This window comes from Bacillus cereus group sp. BfR-BA-01379, assembly GCF_022663605.1.
Taxonomy (GTDB): domain Bacteria; phylum Bacillota; class Bacilli; order Bacillales; family Bacillaceae_G; genus Bacillus_A; species Bacillus_A mobilis.
This window is the reverse complement of sequence record NZ_JAKUFT010000064.1, coordinates 13582-29670: the sequence shown is the minus strand read 5'-3', so window position 1 is coordinate 29670 and position 16089 is coordinate 13582. Positions and strand designations below refer to the sequence as shown.

Sequence of the window (16089 nt, the reverse complement as noted above, 5' to 3'; positions counted from 1 at the left end):
GCATCGTTGCCTTGGTGAGCCGTTACCTCACCAACTAGCTAATGCGACGCGGGTCCATCCATAAGTGACAGCCGAAGCCGCCTTTCAATTTCGAACCATGCAGTTCAAAATATTATCCGGTATTAGCCCCGGTTTCCCGGAGTTATCCCAGTCTTATGGGCAGGTTACCCACGTGTTACTCACCCGTCCGCCGCTAACTTCTTGAGAGCAAGCTCTCAATCCATTCGCTCGACTTGCATGTATTAGGCACGCCGCCAGCGTTCATCCTGAGCCAGGATCAAACTCTCCAATAAAGTTAGTTTGTCTAGCATCTAAAAATAAAAATTGACGTTTCACGTTGTTTGTTTCGTTCAGTTTTCAAAGAACTACTTGGTCGCTCATTTGCGACTTCCTTATGTTAACATCTTCGTTTTTCGATGTCAACTAAGTTTTTCAATTTCTTTTTTGTCGTTTTCTGCGTTTCCGCATCAGCGACGGTTATTAATATATCATGGTAAAAAATGAAATGCAACACCTTTTGAAAACTTTTTTTAAATTAACTACATTTCTTTTTTAATATCATATACTTAAACGAAATATCTCTTTCATTTCTAAGGGATTCCTACATATATTCTATATAAAGTCACTCTACCCTAAAACATTTCTTTCTATAATAAATGTTTTATTCATATACCATATCATACAAGGAGGAATACATATGGACTATGCCGATTTATTAATCAAACTAGGTCTCTCGGCTATTTTAGGATTCGCTATCGGTTTAGAGCGCGAATTAAAACGGAAACCACTTGGTTTAAAAACTTGTTTAGTTATTTCTATTATTAGTTGCCTCCTAACGATTGTTTCTATTAAAGCGGCTTACAATTTACCACATACTGATCATATGAATATGGATCCACTTCGACTTGCCGCTCAAATTGTATCAGGGATTGGTTTTTTAGGTGCCGGTGTTATTTTACGAAGAGGAAACGATAGTATTGCAGGGCTAACGACTGCTGCTATGATCTGGGGTGCTTCCGGTATTGGTATTGCTGTTGGGGCCGGATTCTATATCGAAGCGATTTTCGGAATGTGTTTCCTTATGATTAGTGTCGAACTTATACCATTAACAATGAAATTTGTAGGACCAAGATCATTTCGTCAACGTGATATCGCAGTAAAACTTGTTGTGCGAAATATGGACAATATCCCAATTGTAATTGAAGAAATAAAAGAAATGGATATAAAAGTTAAGAATATGAAGCTCAAAACATTAGAGAATGGCTCGCACTATTTGCATTTGAAATTATGTATCGATCAAAAAAGACATACCGCTGACGTTTACTACGCTCTCCAGCATCTTGAAAGTGTTCAACAAACTGAAGTGGAAAGTATGTAATGTAAAAAACTCTCTTTTAAATTAGAGAGTTTTTCTTTTTTCTATAATGGTAACAATGAATGTAGTCCTGCAAAGTAAGGAGGAATAAGAGTTTGAAATCCCGTCCAAATTTAGTAGATACATTTCGTGATTCCATTATTTTTCGTTTAATTTGCTTTATTGTTGTACTTACTGCTTTTTCCGGATTTCTTATACATAGATTAGAACCATCGCACTTCACCACATGGTTTGATGGAATTTGGTGGTCAATCGTTACTATCTTCACCGTTGGCTATGGTGACTTTGCCCCACATACACTAATAGGCAAACTTATCGGTATGGGTATTATTTTATTAGGAACCGGGTTTTGTTCTTATTATATGGTTTTGTTCGCTACTGAAATGATTAGTAAACAATATATGAAGATTAAAGGAGAAGAAGCTGCGACTTCTAACGGACATATGATCATTGTAGGATGGAACGAACGGGCAAAGCATGTTGTCAAACAAATGCATGTTTTACAACCGAATCTTGATATCGTTTTAATTGATGAAACACTTTCTTTACTTCCAAAACCATTTCATCATTTAGAATTTATAAAGGGGTGCCCCCATCACGATCAAACTTTATTAAAAGCTAATATTACAACAGCACACACTATATTAATAACAGCTGATAAAGAAAAAAATGAAAGCTTAGCAGATACACAGTCCATTTTAAATATTTTAACTGCAAAAGGACTCAATCCAAACATTCATTGCATCGCTGAACTTCTTACTTCTGAACAAATACAAAATGCAACGAGAGCTGGTGTATCAGAAATTATAGAAGGAAATAAATTAACGAGCTATGTATTTACCGCTTCTCTTTTATTCCCTTCCATTTCAGGTGTCCTATTCTCACTTTACGATGAAATCTCTGATAATAAATTACAACTGATGGAGCTTTCTCCTTCCTGCACAGGACAAACTTTCGCAAATTGCAGCTATACTCTTTTAAAGCAAAACATTCTATTACTAGGTATAAAGCGCGACGAACAATATATGATTAATCCAGTCCATTCCTTTATTCTCATTGAAAGCGACATACTCATTGTTATTCACCATTAATAAAATGACGCTCTAGTTCTTGTATGAGCACTTTCCCAATATTGATATATTTTCTTTTCACATCTCCATCTGGATCTTTCGGCTCAGCAAATTGATCCATTCCACTCGTTCCGGCTGCTAAAGTATTTACATGATCATCTAGTTCGTCTTGATATACGTGCGAAAGAATATACGGCGTTTCAAGACGGACGATTACGCCCGGCACATCTAGTTCGCCATTCACTGCCTTAAATGGCACTCGTAAAAATTGATAGCCATCTTCTTCATCAATTTTATAATCAAAGCACCCTTTATCATAATCCCAATTGCCACCAATGCTATATCCGAGTGGCTTCATTATCTCTTCTAGCTTATATAACGCATATGTACGTCCTTCTAAATTGGATTGAATCGGAATCAAGCCCATCCCTCCTAGCCTTTTTCTTTAGCATACCCACTCTAGTTTGAATATACCGCTGGACTTTTCGATGAAATAATAAAAAGCGACCGGAATCCGGTCGCTTTTTATTATTTTAAACGCTCTTCTAATTCTGCTTTTAACTCTTCAAATCCTGGTTTACCAAGTAAAGCAAACATGTTTTTCTTGTATGCCTCTACTCCTGGTTGGTCAAATGGATTTACGCCTAATAAGTAGCCGCTCATCGCACATGCTTTTTCGAAGAAGTATACAAGGTAACCGAATGTGTACTCATTTAATTCAGGGATATTTACGATTAAGTTTGGTACTCCACCATCGCTGTGTGCAAGTAATGTACCTTCGTATGCTTTTGTGTTTACGAAGTCTACAGTTTCACCAGCAAGGTAGTTTAATCCATCTAAATCGTTTTCTTCTGATTCGATTGTTAGTTCATGTGTAGATTTACCTACTTTCAGAACTGTTTCGAATAAGTCACGACGACCTTCTTGAACGTATTGACCTAATGAATGTAAGTCAGTTGAGAAGTTTGCTGAAGATGGGAAAATACCTTTTTGATCTTTTCCTTCACTTTCACCAAATAACTGTTTCCACCACTCAGAGAAGTATTGAAGTGCTGGCTCATAGTTAACAAGCATTTCAATTGTTTTTCCTTTATTGTATAAAGCATTACGAACTGCTGCATATTGGTAAGCTGGGTTTTCTTCTAGTTCTGATGTACCGAAGTCACCATGACCAGCAGCTGCACCTTTCATCATCTCTTCAATATTTAAGCCACTTACTGCGATTGGTAATAAACCAACTGGCGTTAATACAGAGAAACGTCCTCCAACATCATCTGGAATAACGAATGTTTCGTAACCTTCGTTATCAGCTAATGTTTTTAATGCACCACGTGCTTTATCTGTCGTTGCATAAATACGTTTGCGAGCCTCTTCTTGTCCATACTTTTCTTCTAATAACTTACGGAAAATACGGAATGCTAGTGCCGGCTCTGTTGTTGTACCTGATTTGGAAATAACGTTAATAGAGAAGTCTTTACCTTCTAATACGTCCATTAAATCTTTCATGTAAGTGGAGCTAATGTTTTGTCCAACAAATAGCACTTGTGGAGTTTTACGTTGTTCTTTAGATAGCGTGTTGTAGAAAGAATGGTTTAACATTTCGATTGCTGCACGTGCTCCTAGGTAAGAACCACCGATACCTACAACAAGTAAAATGTCAGAGTCATTTTTAATTTTTTCTGCGCATTTTTGAATGCGAGCAAATTCTTCTTTGTCATATTGAAGCGGAAGGTCTACCCACCCAAGGAAATCGTTCCCAGCTCCAGTTTTTTCGTGGATTGCGTGATGTGTTACTTTCACTGCATCACGTAAATAAGTGATTTCATGTTCACCGATGAAGGATAACGCTTTAGAATAGTCGAACGTTACATGTGTACTCATCTTTTTCCCTCCAATAATGTATATGTATTTCTGTATTCACTTTAGCGAAACTGAAGTTGTAAATCAAGCGATTCAACAATTGTAAACGTAACCAATATATATTTTTTAGAAAAAGTTCATTTTTTGCATAAAAATTCGCATTTTTCGGTATAGATGTATATACATCCTTTTTCTTATATTTTTTATGTATAAAAACAACATAACTACCCCATTCTATAAAGGAGTTAATTAACTCATCGCTTGCTCATGCTTCACAATTAAGGGGGGCTTTTTCATGAGTACTCTGCAACGTATCGCATTAGTCTTTACTGTAATTGGCGCTGTGAACTGGGGACTGATCGGGTTCTTCCAGTTTGACTTAGTGGCAGCCATTTTCGGTGGACAAAACTCAGCTCTTTCACGTATTATTTACGGAATCGTCGGTATTTCTGGGCTTATCAATCTTGGTTTACTCTTTAAACCATCAGAAAATCTTGGTACTCACCCAGAAACGAACGAAATCCACTAGTCAGTATGTCTTTATTTCACCTCCGACATACGAATATGATTGCATGCAATCATATTTGCAAATATATATCATAAGACAAAGTAAAAGAGGAACGCTCATATGCGCTCCTCTTTTACTTTGTTAACTCAGACTCTTCAATCCATTCTGTTAGCTTTTCTCGCAGCGTATTAAATCCGTTCTCAGACGGATTCGGTATAAGAATCCGTCCTTGTTTTCTTTTCGCCGCTTTTAACGATAAACTCATTTTTCTGTGTTCTTCATCAATTGAAAGTACTTTTACTTCTACTGTATCGCCGACTTTTAAAAAGTCATGAATATCCTTTACATATCCATTTGTAATTTCAGATATATGCACAAGTCCTTGTGTTTCTGCATCTAACGCTACAAATGCACCGTAATCTTGAATCCCAGTCACTTTCCCTGTTACAACCACTCCTGTTGTATATTGTTCTGACATATGAAACACTCCCATACGTTTACCATTTTCTCTACAATTGTAGATAGCAAAGCAGATGATTTATTGTTAAATATCCGATTAGTTAGTACGTACCCTAAGTAAAGCTACTTAGGATACGCATACCTTATATTAGTAAATTATACCACTATGACAGAACTCATTCAAAATTAACGAAAAATTTCCTGTAGTACGTATAATTCTCCAATATTGGGATAGAATACTAACACATGGCTTTCTAGTATTCCCCCCCTTTTATGGACAAAACGTATTACGTTTTGTCCTTTTTTTATTTTCTATAAACCGTTCCATTCTCTTCATTGCTTCCATTAGTTGTTCAAGAGATGTTGCATACGAGCAACGAATAAATCCTTCACCACTTTCGCCAAATACACTTCCAGGTACAACAGCCACTTTTTCTTCTAATAATAACTGTTCTGCAAATTCCGCTGAAGATAATCCAGTTGAAGAAATGGAAGGAAAGACATAAAACGCTCCGCCCGGTACATGGCATGTTAATCCCATTTCATTGAAAGATGTCGTCATAAAATTACGTCGTTTCTTATAACTATCCCTCATTCGAATTACCTCATCATTCCCCGCGCGTAATGCTTCGAGTGCTGCGAACTGAGACATCGTCGGTGCACACATCATGGAATATTGGTGGATTTTGAGCATTAATTCTGAAAAATGAACAGGAGCTGCAATCATACCGAGGCGCCATCCTGTCATCGCAAATCCTTTTGAAAATCCTGAAATTAAAATCGTATGCTCGCGCATATTTTTAATACTCGCGAAACTTGTATATACCTCGTCGTATACAAGCTCTGCATAAATTTCATCAGATAATACGATTAAATTGTACTTTTCAACGATCACTGCTATTTCTTCAAGCTCAGATTTATTTAACATCGCACCTGTTGGGTTATTTGGTGAACAAAGTAAAATTGCCTTTGTTTTCGCTGTAATAGCTGCTTCAATTTGTTCTGGTTGTACTTTAAACTCATTTTCTAAAGTAGTCGCCACAGGAACCGGAACTCCTCCAGCTAATGTCACAAGCGGTGCATAAGAAACAAAACTTGGTTCAATAATGAGTACTTCATCATCAGGATTTATAATGGTACGCATCGCTACATCTAACGCCTGACTCGCTCCAACTGTAACAATGATTTCATCGTTTGGATCATAAGATACTGCAAATTGTTTTTTTAGATACTTTGCTATTTCTTGACGGAGCTCCAATAATCCTGCATTTGCTGTATAGGACGTATATCCTTGTTCTAAAGAACGGATACATGCTTGCCTTACATTCCAAGGTGTAACAAAGTCAGGCTCTCCTACTCCAAGGGAAATAACACCTTTCATATTCGCTGCTAAATCGAAAAACTTTCGAATACCTGATGGTTGTAAAGATTCTGCTGCTCTAGATAGTTCAAATTGCTTCATGGTGTCACCACAATCCGCTTATCATCATCGTTTTTTTCATAAATAATTCCCTCATGTTTATACTTCTTCAAAATGAAATGCGTTGTTGTAGAAACGACAGATTCAATTGTTGCTAATTTCTCAGAAACAAACATCGCTACCTCTCCCATTGTCTTTCCTTCTAATGTAATAGAAAGATCATATGTCCCTGACATTAAATACACAGACTTCACTTCTGAATAACGATAAATTTGTTCAGCAACCGCATCGAACCCAACGCCGCGCTTTGGCGTAACTTTCACATCGATCATCGCCGTTAAACCTGTATGTTCTTTCACCTTCGTCCAATCGATATGTGTTACATAATCCACAATAATCTTTTCGGCCTCTAATTTTTCTACCATTTTCTTTACTTCTTCTACTTCTATATTTAACAGCTTCGCTAATGTATCTACAGTTAATCGACTACTTTTTTCAAGACAAGCTAATAATTCTAATTCCTTTTCTGTCACCATATAAATCATCCTTCCTTTTCCTTTGTGTCTAAATTATACAAATCCCCCTTCCAGTTTGAAAAGAAGATTTTTTTAGTGAATTATGTCAAAATAAAGTGAAACTTTAATCAGTGGAATGCTTCGCCCCGCTGATTATTAGCCCACACCAATCGGGCTTTTACGGACAGTTGCTTTCCCACCTAACCTCTTTGCTTAAGCTGCTTTTGGAGTTGGGAGGCTTACTGTCCGTTAAAGCGGGGTAAAGTGAAACTTTAATCAGTGGAAAAATGCGTGATAAAGCGAAAGGGGATGGAACCGTGAAACCAAAAGTTTATATTGCCGAACCAGTTCCAGCATTTGTAGAAAAATATTTATCAGAACACTGTGATTATGAAAAATGGGAACAAAATGAGAAAGTACCTCGTGATGTTCTATTGGAGAAAATACAAGATAAAGATGGTTTATTAAATTTTGGATCTGCTATTAATGAAGAATTATTAGATGTAGCTCCTAACTTAAAAGTAGTAAGCAACATTTCTGTCGGTTACGATAACTTTGATTTACAAGCGATGGAAAAACGTAATGTCATCGGAACGAATACACCATACGTACTAGATGATACAGTAGCTGATCTCGTTTTCGCTCTTATGCTATCTGCTGGTCGCCGCGTCTGCGAACTCGACTCCTACGTAAAAAATGGTAAATGGAATGCCGAAATTGGAAAAGAGCACTTCGGACTGGATGTACACCATAGTACAATCGGTATTATCGGAATGGGACGAATTGGTGAAGCCGTTGCAAAACGAGCGAAATTCGGATTTGATATGAATGTTCTTTATTATAACCGTCGCCGTAAAGAAGACGCAGAGCAAAAATTCGATGCTACATATTGTGATTTACAGACGCTACTAAAACAATCTGACTTTATTGTCCTCCTTACTCCACTAACAGATGAAACGTATCATCTTATTGGAGAAAAGGAATTTTCATTAATGAAAGAAACAGCAATCTTCATTAATGCTTCTCGCGGGAAAACAGTAGATGAAGAAGCGTTAATCCATGCATTAACAGAAAAGAAAATCTTTGCAGCAGGCATCGATACGTTTACACAAGAGCCGATTCAAAAAGATAATCCGCTCTTATCCTTACAAAACGTTGTGACTTTACCACACATCGGATCTGCAACATTAAAAACTAGGCAGCAAATGGCTATGACAGCCGCTGAAAATTTAGTTGCAGGGTTACAAGGAAAAACACCGCCTAATATTGTTCGCGGATAATACTGAATAAGCGAAAGGCAAGATGACATCGTCATCTTGCCTTTTTTTGTTAACATATTTTCTTCTTCCTTGGAAATGATATGAACAAAAATCAATGGAGTGACAAAAAATGAATCACGAATATACTTGTCCTTATTTCACTTTTTCCACTCGCGGCACTACCATTCATTACGAATTATATGAACATGACAACAAAACGGAACGTCCTACTTTCGTGCTCATTCACGGCTTTTTATCTTCCTCATTCAGTTACCGCCGTCTTATTCCTTTACTATCGAAAGCAGGAACAGTACTGGCTCTTGATTTACCACCATTCGGAAAAAGTGATAAGTCTCATCTGTTTAAGTATTCTTATCACAATTTAGCAACGATTATTATCGATTTAATTGAACATTTATCTCTCTCAAACATTGTGTTAGTCGGGCATTCTATGGGGGGGCAAATTTCTCTTTATGTAAACCGTATACGTCCTGAATTAATTTCAAAGACAATTTTACTATGTAGCTCTAGCTATTTAGCACGCGCAACCTTACCTTTACTGTATTCTTCTTATTTACCGTTCTTTCATTTATACGTAAAGAACTGGATTATTCGGCGCGGCATCGTTCATAACTTAATGAATGTCGTTCATGATCACTCATTAATTGACGATGAAATGAAAGAAGGCTACTCCGCTCCTTTTTATGACAATCGTATATTCCCTGCTTTAACTCGTATGATACGAGATCGTGAAGGTGATTTATCTTCAACTGAATTACAAAAAATCGAAACACCTACACTACTCATTTGGGGTGAAAAAGATCGCGTTGTTCCTGTACATGTAGGTCATCGACTACACAAAGATTTACCGAATTCGAAATTTATTTCTTACGAAAACACAGGGCATTTACTACCTGAAGAAAAACCTGAAAACGTTTATGAAGAAATCATCGCTTTTTCTGCGCAATAATGTAAAAAGGCTGTCGGAAATTCCGACAGCCTACAATGAACAACTTCCGCCTTCTTTTACTACAAGTAATTCCACAGCTAACTTCTCACATTTTTCAAGCGCAGGTACTTCCTCAAAAGACATAAAGTATATATGTTGAATCTTCTTTGCGATGTATTTCGGATCATCAAACACGCTTACGACGTTCACAACATCGCTCGCTTCTGTTTCATAAAATTCCGGTCCCATTTGAAACGGATCCCAATTCTTCACAACCTCTATCATCTTTTCATATGTACCCATTCGCTTCCCGCCTTTTCACTTTTTAATACTTTTCTTTATCCTATCACATCAGCTATTCTATAAGAAGAGAGAGAACTTTCATAACTTATCGGTTTTACAGAAGAAGGGGGCAAACTTATGCAACTATTTCATAAAACAGTCAATCGTCGTGGAACTCATAGTACAAAATGGGATACATATAAAAACGAAGAACTTATCCATGCTTGGATTGCTGATATGGATTTTGAAGTACCACAACCAATTCAAACTGCTTTAAAGACACGTATCGAGCATCCTATTTTCGGCTACACACTTCCTCCCGAAAATATGGGAGATATTATTTGTAACTGGACAAAAAAACAGTACAACTGGGATATTCAAAAAGAATGGATTGTCTTTAGCGCCGGAATCGTTCCAGCTCTTAGTACGAGCATACAGGCCTTCACAAAGGAAAATGAATCTGTTCTCGTACAACCACCTATTTATCCTCCATTTTTCGAAATGGTCACAACAAACAATAGACAATTATGCGTAAGTCCATTACAGAAACAAAATGATACATATGCGATAGACTTCGAGCATTTAGAAAAACAATTCCAACAAGGCGTCAAACTCATGCTTCTTTGTAGCCCTCACAATCCAATCGGCCGTGTTTGGTCAAAAGAGGAACTCACACAGCTTGGCGCGTTATGCACAAAATATAACGTAATTGTTGTCGCGGATGAAATTCATTCCGATATTATTTACGCAGACCATACACATACACCGTTCGCTTCTTTATCTGAAGAATTAGCAGCGCGTACCATTACTTGTATGGCTCCGAGTAAAACATTTAATATCGCTGGATTACAAGCATCGATTATTATCATTCCAAACGAAAAACTCCGTCAAGTCTTTACATCTATCCAATATAGACAAGGCTTCCACGGGTTAAATATATTTGCCTATACAGCGATGCAAAGTGCCTATACAGAATGCAACGATTGGTTAAATGAAATCCGATTATATATAGAAGATAACGCTCAATTCGCTTGTGAATATATTAAAAATCACATACCTGCTCTTTCTGTAACGAAACCAGAAGGTAGTTTTTTATTGTGGATTGATTGCTCTCATCTACAGCTTTCTCAAAATGAACGCACTACATTACTTGAGGAAAAAGGAAAAATCATCGTTGAACCTGGTGAGAAATACGGATTAGGCGGAGAAGAACATATTCGAATTAACATTGGCTGTCCAAGATCTGTTTTAGATGAAATTTTAAATAGACTGCGCCATACGTTTTCATCCTAAACTCTTTTGTAGGTAAATCGATATATTTCCACTTACGTTTCACCAAAAAAGCTACCATGCACGGTAGCTTTTACTTTTTCTTCATATCCGACGCTTTTTTTACAATGACACCACAAGCAATTCGATCCCCGGATTTACCTGCTGGTTGTGTCATACCATCATCAGCGTTTTCTGTAATAATAATAGATGCTCCATCTTTTCTATGAATCGTCGTTTTTCCTTCTTCAAGCGTTATATGCGGCGCATCGATTTCTGCTTTAATCTTTCCAGAACCGTCTGCAATTACGTTCGGTAAATCACCATTTTCTGCACCTTTCGGATTAAGAAGTCCATGCTTTTTATTATCAGGATTAAAATGATTCCCAGATGATTCAAAACGTGGCGCTTTACACTCACCAATTTCGTGCACATGTATACCGTGCGGGCCAGGTGCGAAACCTTCCCCTTTAATCGTAATTTTCACTCCGCTTGTTTGCTGCACTACTTTCGCAGTCCCCACTTCATCACCTGAAGCATTATGTAATTTCACGTCAATTTCTTTCGGCTTTCCTTGGTCACAACCTGCCATCAGAAATAATAAACAACAACTGAAAAAAAGCCGTTTTTTCATTCTATTCCCTCCAAAATATATTCTGCCCTTAGATTGTCCGAGCATAGAGGGAAACATACAAAAATGAGTTACTGTTTCTTTTCCGCTAAAAGTTTTTCTTCAACTTTCTGTAACCGCTCCGCTTCTCGCTTTGATACACGAATAAACATACGCCACGTAGCAACGGCACCAATGATAAATAGAACGCAAACAATCCCTGGAATAATATATTCTGTTTTATCTTCCGGAAAATATAAAGGCATCATACGGAACACTCCTTATTATAGGATTCAAAAAACATCAGAATTTTCTGTTATATTATTTAAATTATAGTTGAACCGATTCATATTCTCAAGGGGTCGTTCCGAAAGAGAATGATTTCTTTGACTACTTCGTGGACTTTCCTTACTATAAACTTGAGGTGAAAAATATGAGAGAAACATTTGAAATTGGCGAAATCGTTACTGGTATTTATAAAACTGGCAAATACATCGGGGAAGTTACAAATAGCCGTCCTGGCAGTTACGTCGTAAAAGTATTAGCTGTTTTAAAACATCCGGTGCAAGGTGACTTACATAATGTAAAACAAGCTGACGTACCATTTTTCCATGAAAGACGTGCTTTAGCTTTCCGTGAACAAACGAATATTCCGGAGCAAATGGTGAAGAAATATGAAGGAGAAATTCCAGAGTATACAGAGTCACTCAAATTAGCATTAGAAACTCAAATGAATTCATTTTCTGAAGATGATTCACCTTTTGCGGTTCGTAGTCTAGAAACATTAGAGCAGTTAAAAAAAGACTACAAACTTTAAAAAAACAAAACGACCAAATTACATACTGTGCAATTTGGTCGTTACTGTGTACTCACTTTCTTTAACACTTTTGAAAAATCAACGAGTTCCCCTAATGTTGGAGGTGCTGGTTTCACTAAATACTCTTTATCTTTTTCTACTAATTTAAAAATATTATACGTCGTCATCGCATCATCTAGCGCACAATGATGCTTACCCGTCCCTGCTTTTCCATACGCCTCAATCGCTTTCCACAATCCTGTTTGATTTCTCTCCCCAAAAAACTTCTTATACTCAAGTGATAAATCACGACACTGTCCTAAGAATGGAAAGTCTACTCCCGCCATTTCACAATTATGTTTCAACACTTTCATATCCATATTTCCCCACGTAACAATGGTTGGTTTACATCTCTTTTCATATTCTGCAAGTTTTTCAACGAGTTCGGGAAACGAAATTCCTTTATCTACGACTTCTTGTTTAATCCCTAAAAATTTCTTACATCGATCCGTTAAAGAAGGAAAAGTTTTCGGCCTAACATGAGCTGAATACGTGTCTTCTACCTTACAACCAACAACCGAGACGAGTCCTACCTCAATAATCTCCGGGAAAAATCCTTTTGGTTTTTTTCTGTGCTGGGGCATCGTAAACTCAAAATCCAAAAATAAAAATCGTTGTTCATCCATACGATCCCTTCCTTATCATCTTTGTCATTCCTTTCTATTTGACACTCTTACACGAACAAGCTCGAATGCTAATTCCATTTTAAATATTCAGATTGGATGTATCTTATATATATGTCAAATGCCCACAAATATTTTTAAAAATAAGAAAAAATGACCAATGCAGAAAATATGACAAAATAAGCCCTTTCATTTACATCCCCCTTTTTTCTACTTTATAATGACGTTATGTGTGTTTCATCTAGTTAATTTTTTGACACACTAAGAAAAGTGAATGAAAGGAGATGAGAGTTTTGCACGAAACAACGCAAGAGCTCGCAAACTGGCAGTATTATTTTGCTATCGCAGTCTTTTTAATTACATATGCCATTATTATTTCTGAAAAAATTAATCGCGCTGTCATCGCACTTCTTGGCGCAGCACTCATGGTAATTATGGGGGTCGTTGATTTACACAACGCCTTTACGAAACATATTGAATGGGGGACGATTACGCTACTCATCGGTATGATGATTCTGGTGAATATTACGAGTAAATCGGGCGTCTTCCAATACGTTGCCATTAAAGCAGCAAAAGGAGCACAAGGAAATCCAATCAAAATTTTAATTTCACTTTCCTTACTTACTGCACTTGGTTCCGCATTTTTAGATAACGTTACAACTGTACTTCTTGTTGTTCCAGTTACTTTATCTATTACGCGCATACTGCAAGTAAATCCTGTTCCTTATTTACTTTCTGAAATTATTTTTTCAAACATTGGAGGAACAGCAACATTAATTGGTGATCCACCTAACATTATGATTGGTTCTGCAAATAAGCATTTAGATTTCAATGCTTTCTTGTTCAACTTAGCACCTATCGTAATCATTATTATTGCTGTTACAGCGACAATACTTTACTTCATGTATCGCAAACAATTAATTGCAGATCCTGTACAAGTTAAAAAATTAATGAGTTTAGATGAAAAGCAATACATTAAAGATCCAGTATTAATGAAAAAATCTTTAACAGTACTTGGACTTACAATCGTAGGTTTCATGACTCATTCGATCTTCCATGTTGATGCAGCTATCATCGCTTTAACTGGTGCTACTGTACTTATGCTAATTGGTGTGAAAGAACATGAAATTGAAGAGGTATTCGCAAGTGTAGAGTGGGTAACAATCTTCTTCTTCGCAGGACTATTCGTGCTCGTTGGAGGACTTATCGATATCGGTCTTATCAAAATGTTAGCGCAAAAGGTAATTGGCATAACGGGCGGAGATATTTCTTACGCATCTATCCTTATTTTATGGGTATCTGGTATCGCCTCTGCAACAATTGATAACATTCCATTCGTTGCAACAATGATCCCACTTATTAACGATATGGCAGTTGGGCTAGGTCTATCACCTTCTGACGCACAAGTCGACGTATTATGGTGGGCATTAGCATTAGGTGCTTGTCTAGGTGGAAACGGAACATTAATTGGAGCTTCTGCTAACGTAATTGTTGCAGGTATCGCAAGCCGCGAAGGACATAAATTTAGCTACATGGACTTCCTAAAAGTCGGTTTCCCAATTATGATTGTTTCATTAATCATTTCTCATATTTATATTTATTTACGCTATCTTATGTAGTAGAAAAAGGGCTGTCCTATGTGGCAGCCCTTTTTTCTTAGTCAACGAAATATCAATTAACCAACAAAAAGCTGTTCCAAAATATCTTCGAAACAGCTCCCCGCATATATCTACTCGTTATATCTTACCGGCTCATTCCGAATAATGAACAAGTGAATCGGCAAGAAAACTGAAAATGTGATGGTATGAATAATTGTAAATAATATAGAGTTTGTTCCGTACCTGTCTAAAATAGCGTAGATAAGATAAATAGACAGCACAATCGATACAGCTGTTGCTATTAAATATAGAATTGGTACGAAGTTAAAGATGAAGCACGCGACATATATGCCGAATACTTTCCATCCTGCTTCTTCTTTTAAGAAATCTGGTAATTTATCTTTCGCTAAATCCCCCCATATCTTACTATTTAAAAAAGGAATAAACGCAAGAGCACCATCCGTTGCACCATCATTTTTCGCCATCGTATACAGTGCAAAAGCCGTTAATAAATACGCAATAATTGCCCAAATCAATACAACAAGAATAAACGCAAAACTAAGAGCAAAGAAACCTGCTAGTACGCCTTGATCTTCCATCTTATCCTCTCCTCTCTACTCTCAACATATTTCATTACATAGCAAGTTATGTTTTAAAATTCAACCAAACTCTCTGTATAATAATTAGGAGTAAGATAATTAGAGAGGAGTACAGATTTATGCATCCATTTGTACAAGCATTACAAGAGCATTTCATAGCTCATAAAAACCTTGAAAAAGCGGAACCGATGGCACGTTATATGAAAAATCACTTCCCATTTCTCGGTATTCAAACACCTGAAAGAAGACAACTATTGAAAGACGTCATCCAAATACATACTCTCCCAGATCCAAAAGATTTCCAAGTTATCGTACGTGAGCTTTGGGATTTACCAGAACGTGAATTTCAAGCGGCCGCACTCGATATTATGCAAAAATATAAAAAACATATAAACGAAACGCATATCCCGTTTTTAGAAGAACTCATTGTAACAAAGTCTTGGTGGGATTCTGTCGATAGCATCGTTCCTACATTTTTAGGGAATATCTTTTTAAAACACCCAGAATTAATTTCTGCCTATATTCCAAAATGGATTGCATCAGATAACATATGGTTACAACGCGCTGCTATTTTATTCCAGCTAAAATATAAACAAAAGATGGATGAAGAACTTCTTTTCTGGATTATTGGACAACTACATTCTTCAAAAGAATTTTTCATTCAAAAAGCGATTGGCTGGGTCCTTCGTGAATATGCAAAAACAAAGCCCGATGTCGTTTGGGAATACGTACAAAATAACGAACTTGCCTCGCTTAGTAAGCGCGAAGCAATTAAGCATATTAAACAAAATTACGGAATAAATAACAAAAAAATAGGCGAGACTCTATCATAGATAG

19 protein-coding genes and 1 rRNA gene are annotated in these 16089 nt (G+C 36.9%); 9 read left to right on the top strand and 11 right to left on the bottom strand.

The window, feature by feature from the left end:
* Positions 1–293, bottom strand: a 16S ribosomal RNA gene (locus MR113_RS20730); the annotation flags it as partial.
* A 404-nt stretch (positions 294–697) separates the two neighbouring features.
* Here MR113_RS20730 and MR113_RS20725 point away from each other — a divergent pair.
* Together MR113_RS20725 and MR113_RS20720 are read left to right on the top strand one after the other, a co-directional pair.
* Positions 698–1378, top strand: a complete 681-nt coding sequence (locus tag MR113_RS20725) for an MgtC/SapB family protein (protein WP_132133682.1) — start codon at positions 698–700, stop codon at positions 1376–1378.
* Positions 1379–1470: 92 nt separating this feature from the next.
* Positions 1471–2466, top strand: a complete 996-nt coding sequence (locus tag MR113_RS20720) for a potassium channel family protein (RefSeq protein WP_061680268.1) — start codon at positions 1471–1473, stop codon at positions 2464–2466.
* On the opposite strand, the gene MR113_RS20715 is transcribed toward MR113_RS20720, so the two are convergent.
* Both MR113_RS20715 and MR113_RS20710 read right to left on the bottom strand, forming a co-directional pair.
* Positions 2453–2866, bottom strand: a complete 414-nt coding sequence (locus tag MR113_RS20715; RefSeq protein ID WP_242256542.1) for a YugN-like family protein — start codon at positions 2864–2866, stop codon at positions 2453–2455. The two genes, MR113_RS20720 and MR113_RS20715, sit on opposite strands and share 14 nt — an antisense overlap.
* Before the next feature lie 107 nt (positions 2867–2973).
* Positions 2974–4326: a glucose-6-phosphate isomerase gene (locus MR113_RS20710; RefSeq protein WP_097843772.1), complete on the bottom strand. Its 1353-nt coding sequence runs from the start codon at positions 4324–4326 to the stop codon at positions 2974–2976.
* Positions 4327–4600: 274 nt separating this feature from the next.
* On the opposite strand from MR113_RS20710, the gene MR113_RS20705 reads away from it, so the two are divergent.
* Positions 4601–4834: a DUF378 domain-containing protein gene (locus MR113_RS20705; protein WP_048542215.1), complete on the top strand. Its 234-nt coding sequence runs from the start codon at positions 4601–4603 to the stop codon at positions 4832–4834.
* 112 nt (positions 4835–4946) lie between these two features.
* Here MR113_RS20705 and yugI read toward each other — a convergent pair whose 3' ends face one another.
* From yugI to MR113_RS20690, 3 genes are all read right to left on the bottom strand, one after another.
* Complete coding sequence (yugI, locus tag MR113_RS20700; protein WP_000003765.1) at positions 4947–5291, bottom strand: S1 domain-containing post-transcriptional regulator GSP13; 345 nt, start codon at positions 5289–5291, stop codon at positions 4947–4949.
* A gap of 252 nt (positions 5292–5543) precedes the next feature.
* Entirely contained in the window at positions 5544–6734 is a 1191-nt protein-coding gene (locus MR113_RS20695) for an aminotransferase (protein ID WP_242256540.1), read from the bottom strand.
* On the bottom strand, positions 6731–7228 hold the full coding sequence (locus MR113_RS20690) for an Lrp/AsnC family transcriptional regulator (RefSeq protein ID WP_061680264.1): 498 nt from the start codon (positions 7226–7228) through the stop codon (positions 6731–6733). The genes MR113_RS20695 and MR113_RS20690 overlap by 4 nt, the downstream gene beginning before the upstream one ends.
* A gap of 266 nt (positions 7229–7494) precedes the next feature.
* Between MR113_RS20690 and MR113_RS20685 the strand changes: the two genes are divergently transcribed.
* Positions 7495–8487: a 2-hydroxyacid dehydrogenase gene (locus tag MR113_RS20685; RefSeq protein WP_242256538.1), complete on the top strand. Its 993-nt coding sequence runs from the start codon at positions 7495–7497 to the stop codon at positions 8485–8487.
* 109 nt (positions 8488–8596) lie between these two features.
* Positions 8597–9436 carry an alpha/beta fold hydrolase gene (locus tag MR113_RS20680; protein ID WP_063260546.1) on the top strand — a complete coding sequence of 280 codons (840 nt, stop codon included), beginning with the start codon at positions 8597–8599 and terminating at the stop codon, positions 9434–9436.
* 30 nt (positions 9437–9466) lie between these two features.
* On the opposite strand, the gene MR113_RS20675 is transcribed toward MR113_RS20680, so the two are convergent.
* Positions 9467–9718, bottom strand: a complete 252-nt coding sequence (locus MR113_RS20675) for a YugE family protein (protein WP_061680261.1) — start codon at positions 9716–9718, stop codon at positions 9467–9469.
* A gap of 117 nt (positions 9719–9835) precedes the next feature.
* On the opposite strand from MR113_RS20675, the gene MR113_RS20670 reads away from it, so the two are divergent.
* Entirely contained in the window at positions 9836–10990 is a 1155-nt protein-coding gene (locus tag MR113_RS20670; protein WP_242256537.1) for a MalY/PatB family protein, read from the top strand.
* A 70-nt stretch (positions 10991–11060) separates the two neighbouring features.
* Here MR113_RS20670 and sodC read toward each other — a convergent pair whose 3' ends face one another.
* Together sodC and MR113_RS20660 are read right to left on the bottom strand one after the other, a co-directional pair.
* Positions 11061–11600, bottom strand: coding sequence for a superoxide dismutase [Cu-Zn] (gene sodC, locus MR113_RS20665; RefSeq protein WP_242256535.1), 540 nt, complete (start codon positions 11598–11600; stop codon positions 11061–11063).
* 68 nt (positions 11601–11668) lie between these two features.
* The gene (locus MR113_RS20660) at positions 11669–11845 is read right to left on the bottom strand and encodes a hypothetical protein (RefSeq protein ID WP_000982763.1); all 177 of its coding nucleotides are present in this window, start codon (positions 11843–11845) and stop codon (positions 11669–11671) included.
* A gap of 164 nt (positions 11846–12009) precedes the next feature.
* Here MR113_RS20660 and kapB point away from each other — a divergent pair, with 164 nt between their 5' ends.
* Positions 12010–12393, top strand: coding sequence for a kinase-associated lipoprotein KapB (gene kapB, locus MR113_RS20655; RefSeq protein ID WP_001209345.1), 384 nt, complete (start codon positions 12010–12012; stop codon positions 12391–12393).
* Between the two features lie 41 nt (positions 12394–12434).
* Here kapB and kapD read toward each other — a convergent pair whose 3' ends face one another.
* The gene (kapD, locus tag MR113_RS20650; protein ID WP_061680142.1) at positions 12435–13058 is read right to left on the bottom strand and encodes a 3'-5' exonuclease KapD; all 624 of its coding nucleotides are present in this window, start codon (positions 13056–13058) and stop codon (positions 12435–12437) included.
* A gap of 290 nt (positions 13059–13348) precedes the next feature.
* Between kapD and MR113_RS20645 the strand changes: the two genes are divergently transcribed.
* On the top strand, positions 13349–14674 hold the full coding sequence (locus MR113_RS20645) for an ArsB/NhaD family transporter (protein WP_071725008.1): 1326 nt from the start codon (positions 13349–13351) through the stop codon (positions 14672–14674).
* A 110-nt stretch (positions 14675–14784) separates the two neighbouring features.
* Here the strand turns inward: MR113_RS20645 and MR113_RS20640 are convergent, their stop codons facing one another.
* The gene (locus MR113_RS20640; protein ID WP_000390064.1) at positions 14785–15252 is read right to left on the bottom strand and encodes a hypothetical protein; all 468 of its coding nucleotides are present in this window, start codon (positions 15250–15252) and stop codon (positions 14785–14787) included.
* Positions 15253–15371: 119 nt separating this feature from the next.
* Here MR113_RS20640 and MR113_RS20635 point away from each other — a divergent pair, with 119 nt between their 5' ends.
* Entirely contained in the window at positions 15372–16085 is a 714-nt protein-coding gene (locus MR113_RS20635; protein WP_242256533.1) for a DNA alkylation repair protein, read from the top strand.
* The last annotated feature ends 4 nt before the right edge of the window (positions 16086–16089 follow it).

Coding starts and splice junctions, on each gene's coding strand:
- MR113_RS20660 (WP_000982763.1), bottom strand. CDS start 11,845: ATGATGCCTTTATATTTTCCGGAAGATAAAACAGAATATATTATTCCA.
- MR113_RS20675 (WP_061680261.1), bottom strand. CDS start 9,718: ATGGGTACATATGAAAAGATGATAGAGGTTGTGAAGAATTGGGATCCG.
- sodC (WP_242256535.1), bottom strand. CDS start 11,600: ATGAAAAAACGGCTTTTTTTCAGTTGTTGTTTATTATTTCTGATGGCA.
- kapB (WP_001209345.1), top strand. CDS start 12,010: ATGAGAGAAACATTTGAAATTGGCGAAATCGTTACTGGTATTTATAAA.
- MR113_RS20695 (WP_242256540.1), bottom strand. CDS start 6,734: ATGAAGCAATTTGAACTATCTAGAGCAGCAGAATCTTTACAACCATCA.
- MR113_RS20635 (WP_242256533.1), top strand. CDS start 15,372: ATGCATCCATTTGTACAAGCATTACAAGAGCATTTCATAGCTCATAAA.
- kapD (WP_061680142.1), bottom strand. CDS start 13,058: ATGGATGAACAACGATTTTTATTTTTGGATTTTGAGTTTACGATGCCC.
- MR113_RS20670 (WP_242256537.1), top strand. CDS start 9,836: ATGCAACTATTTCATAAAACAGTCAATCGTCGTGGAACTCATAGTACA.
- yugI (WP_000003765.1), bottom strand. CDS start 5,291: ATGTCAGAACAATATACAACAGGAGTGGTTGTAACAGGGAAAGTGACT.
- MR113_RS20685 (WP_242256538.1), top strand. CDS start 7,495: ATGCGTGATAAAGCGAAAGGGGATGGAACCGTGAAACCAAAAGTTTAT.
- MR113_RS20680 (WP_063260546.1), top strand. CDS start 8,597: ATGAATCACGAATATACTTGTCCTTATTTCACTTTTTCCACTCGCGGC.
- MR113_RS20640 (WP_000390064.1), bottom strand. CDS start 15,252: ATGGAAGATCAAGGCGTACTAGCAGGTTTCTTTGCTCTTAGTTTTGCG.
- MR113_RS20690 (WP_061680264.1), bottom strand. CDS start 7,228: ATGGTGACAGAAAAGGAATTAGAATTATTAGCTTGTCTTGAAAAAAGT.
- MR113_RS20710 (WP_097843772.1), bottom strand. CDS start 4,326: ATGAGTACACATGTAACGTTCGACTATTCTAAAGCGTTATCCTTCATC.
- MR113_RS20705 (WP_048542215.1), top strand. CDS start 4,601: ATGAGTACTCTGCAACGTATCGCATTAGTCTTTACTGTAATTGGCGCT.
- MR113_RS20725 (WP_132133682.1), top strand. CDS start 698: ATGGACTATGCCGATTTATTAATCAAACTAGGTCTCTCGGCTATTTTA.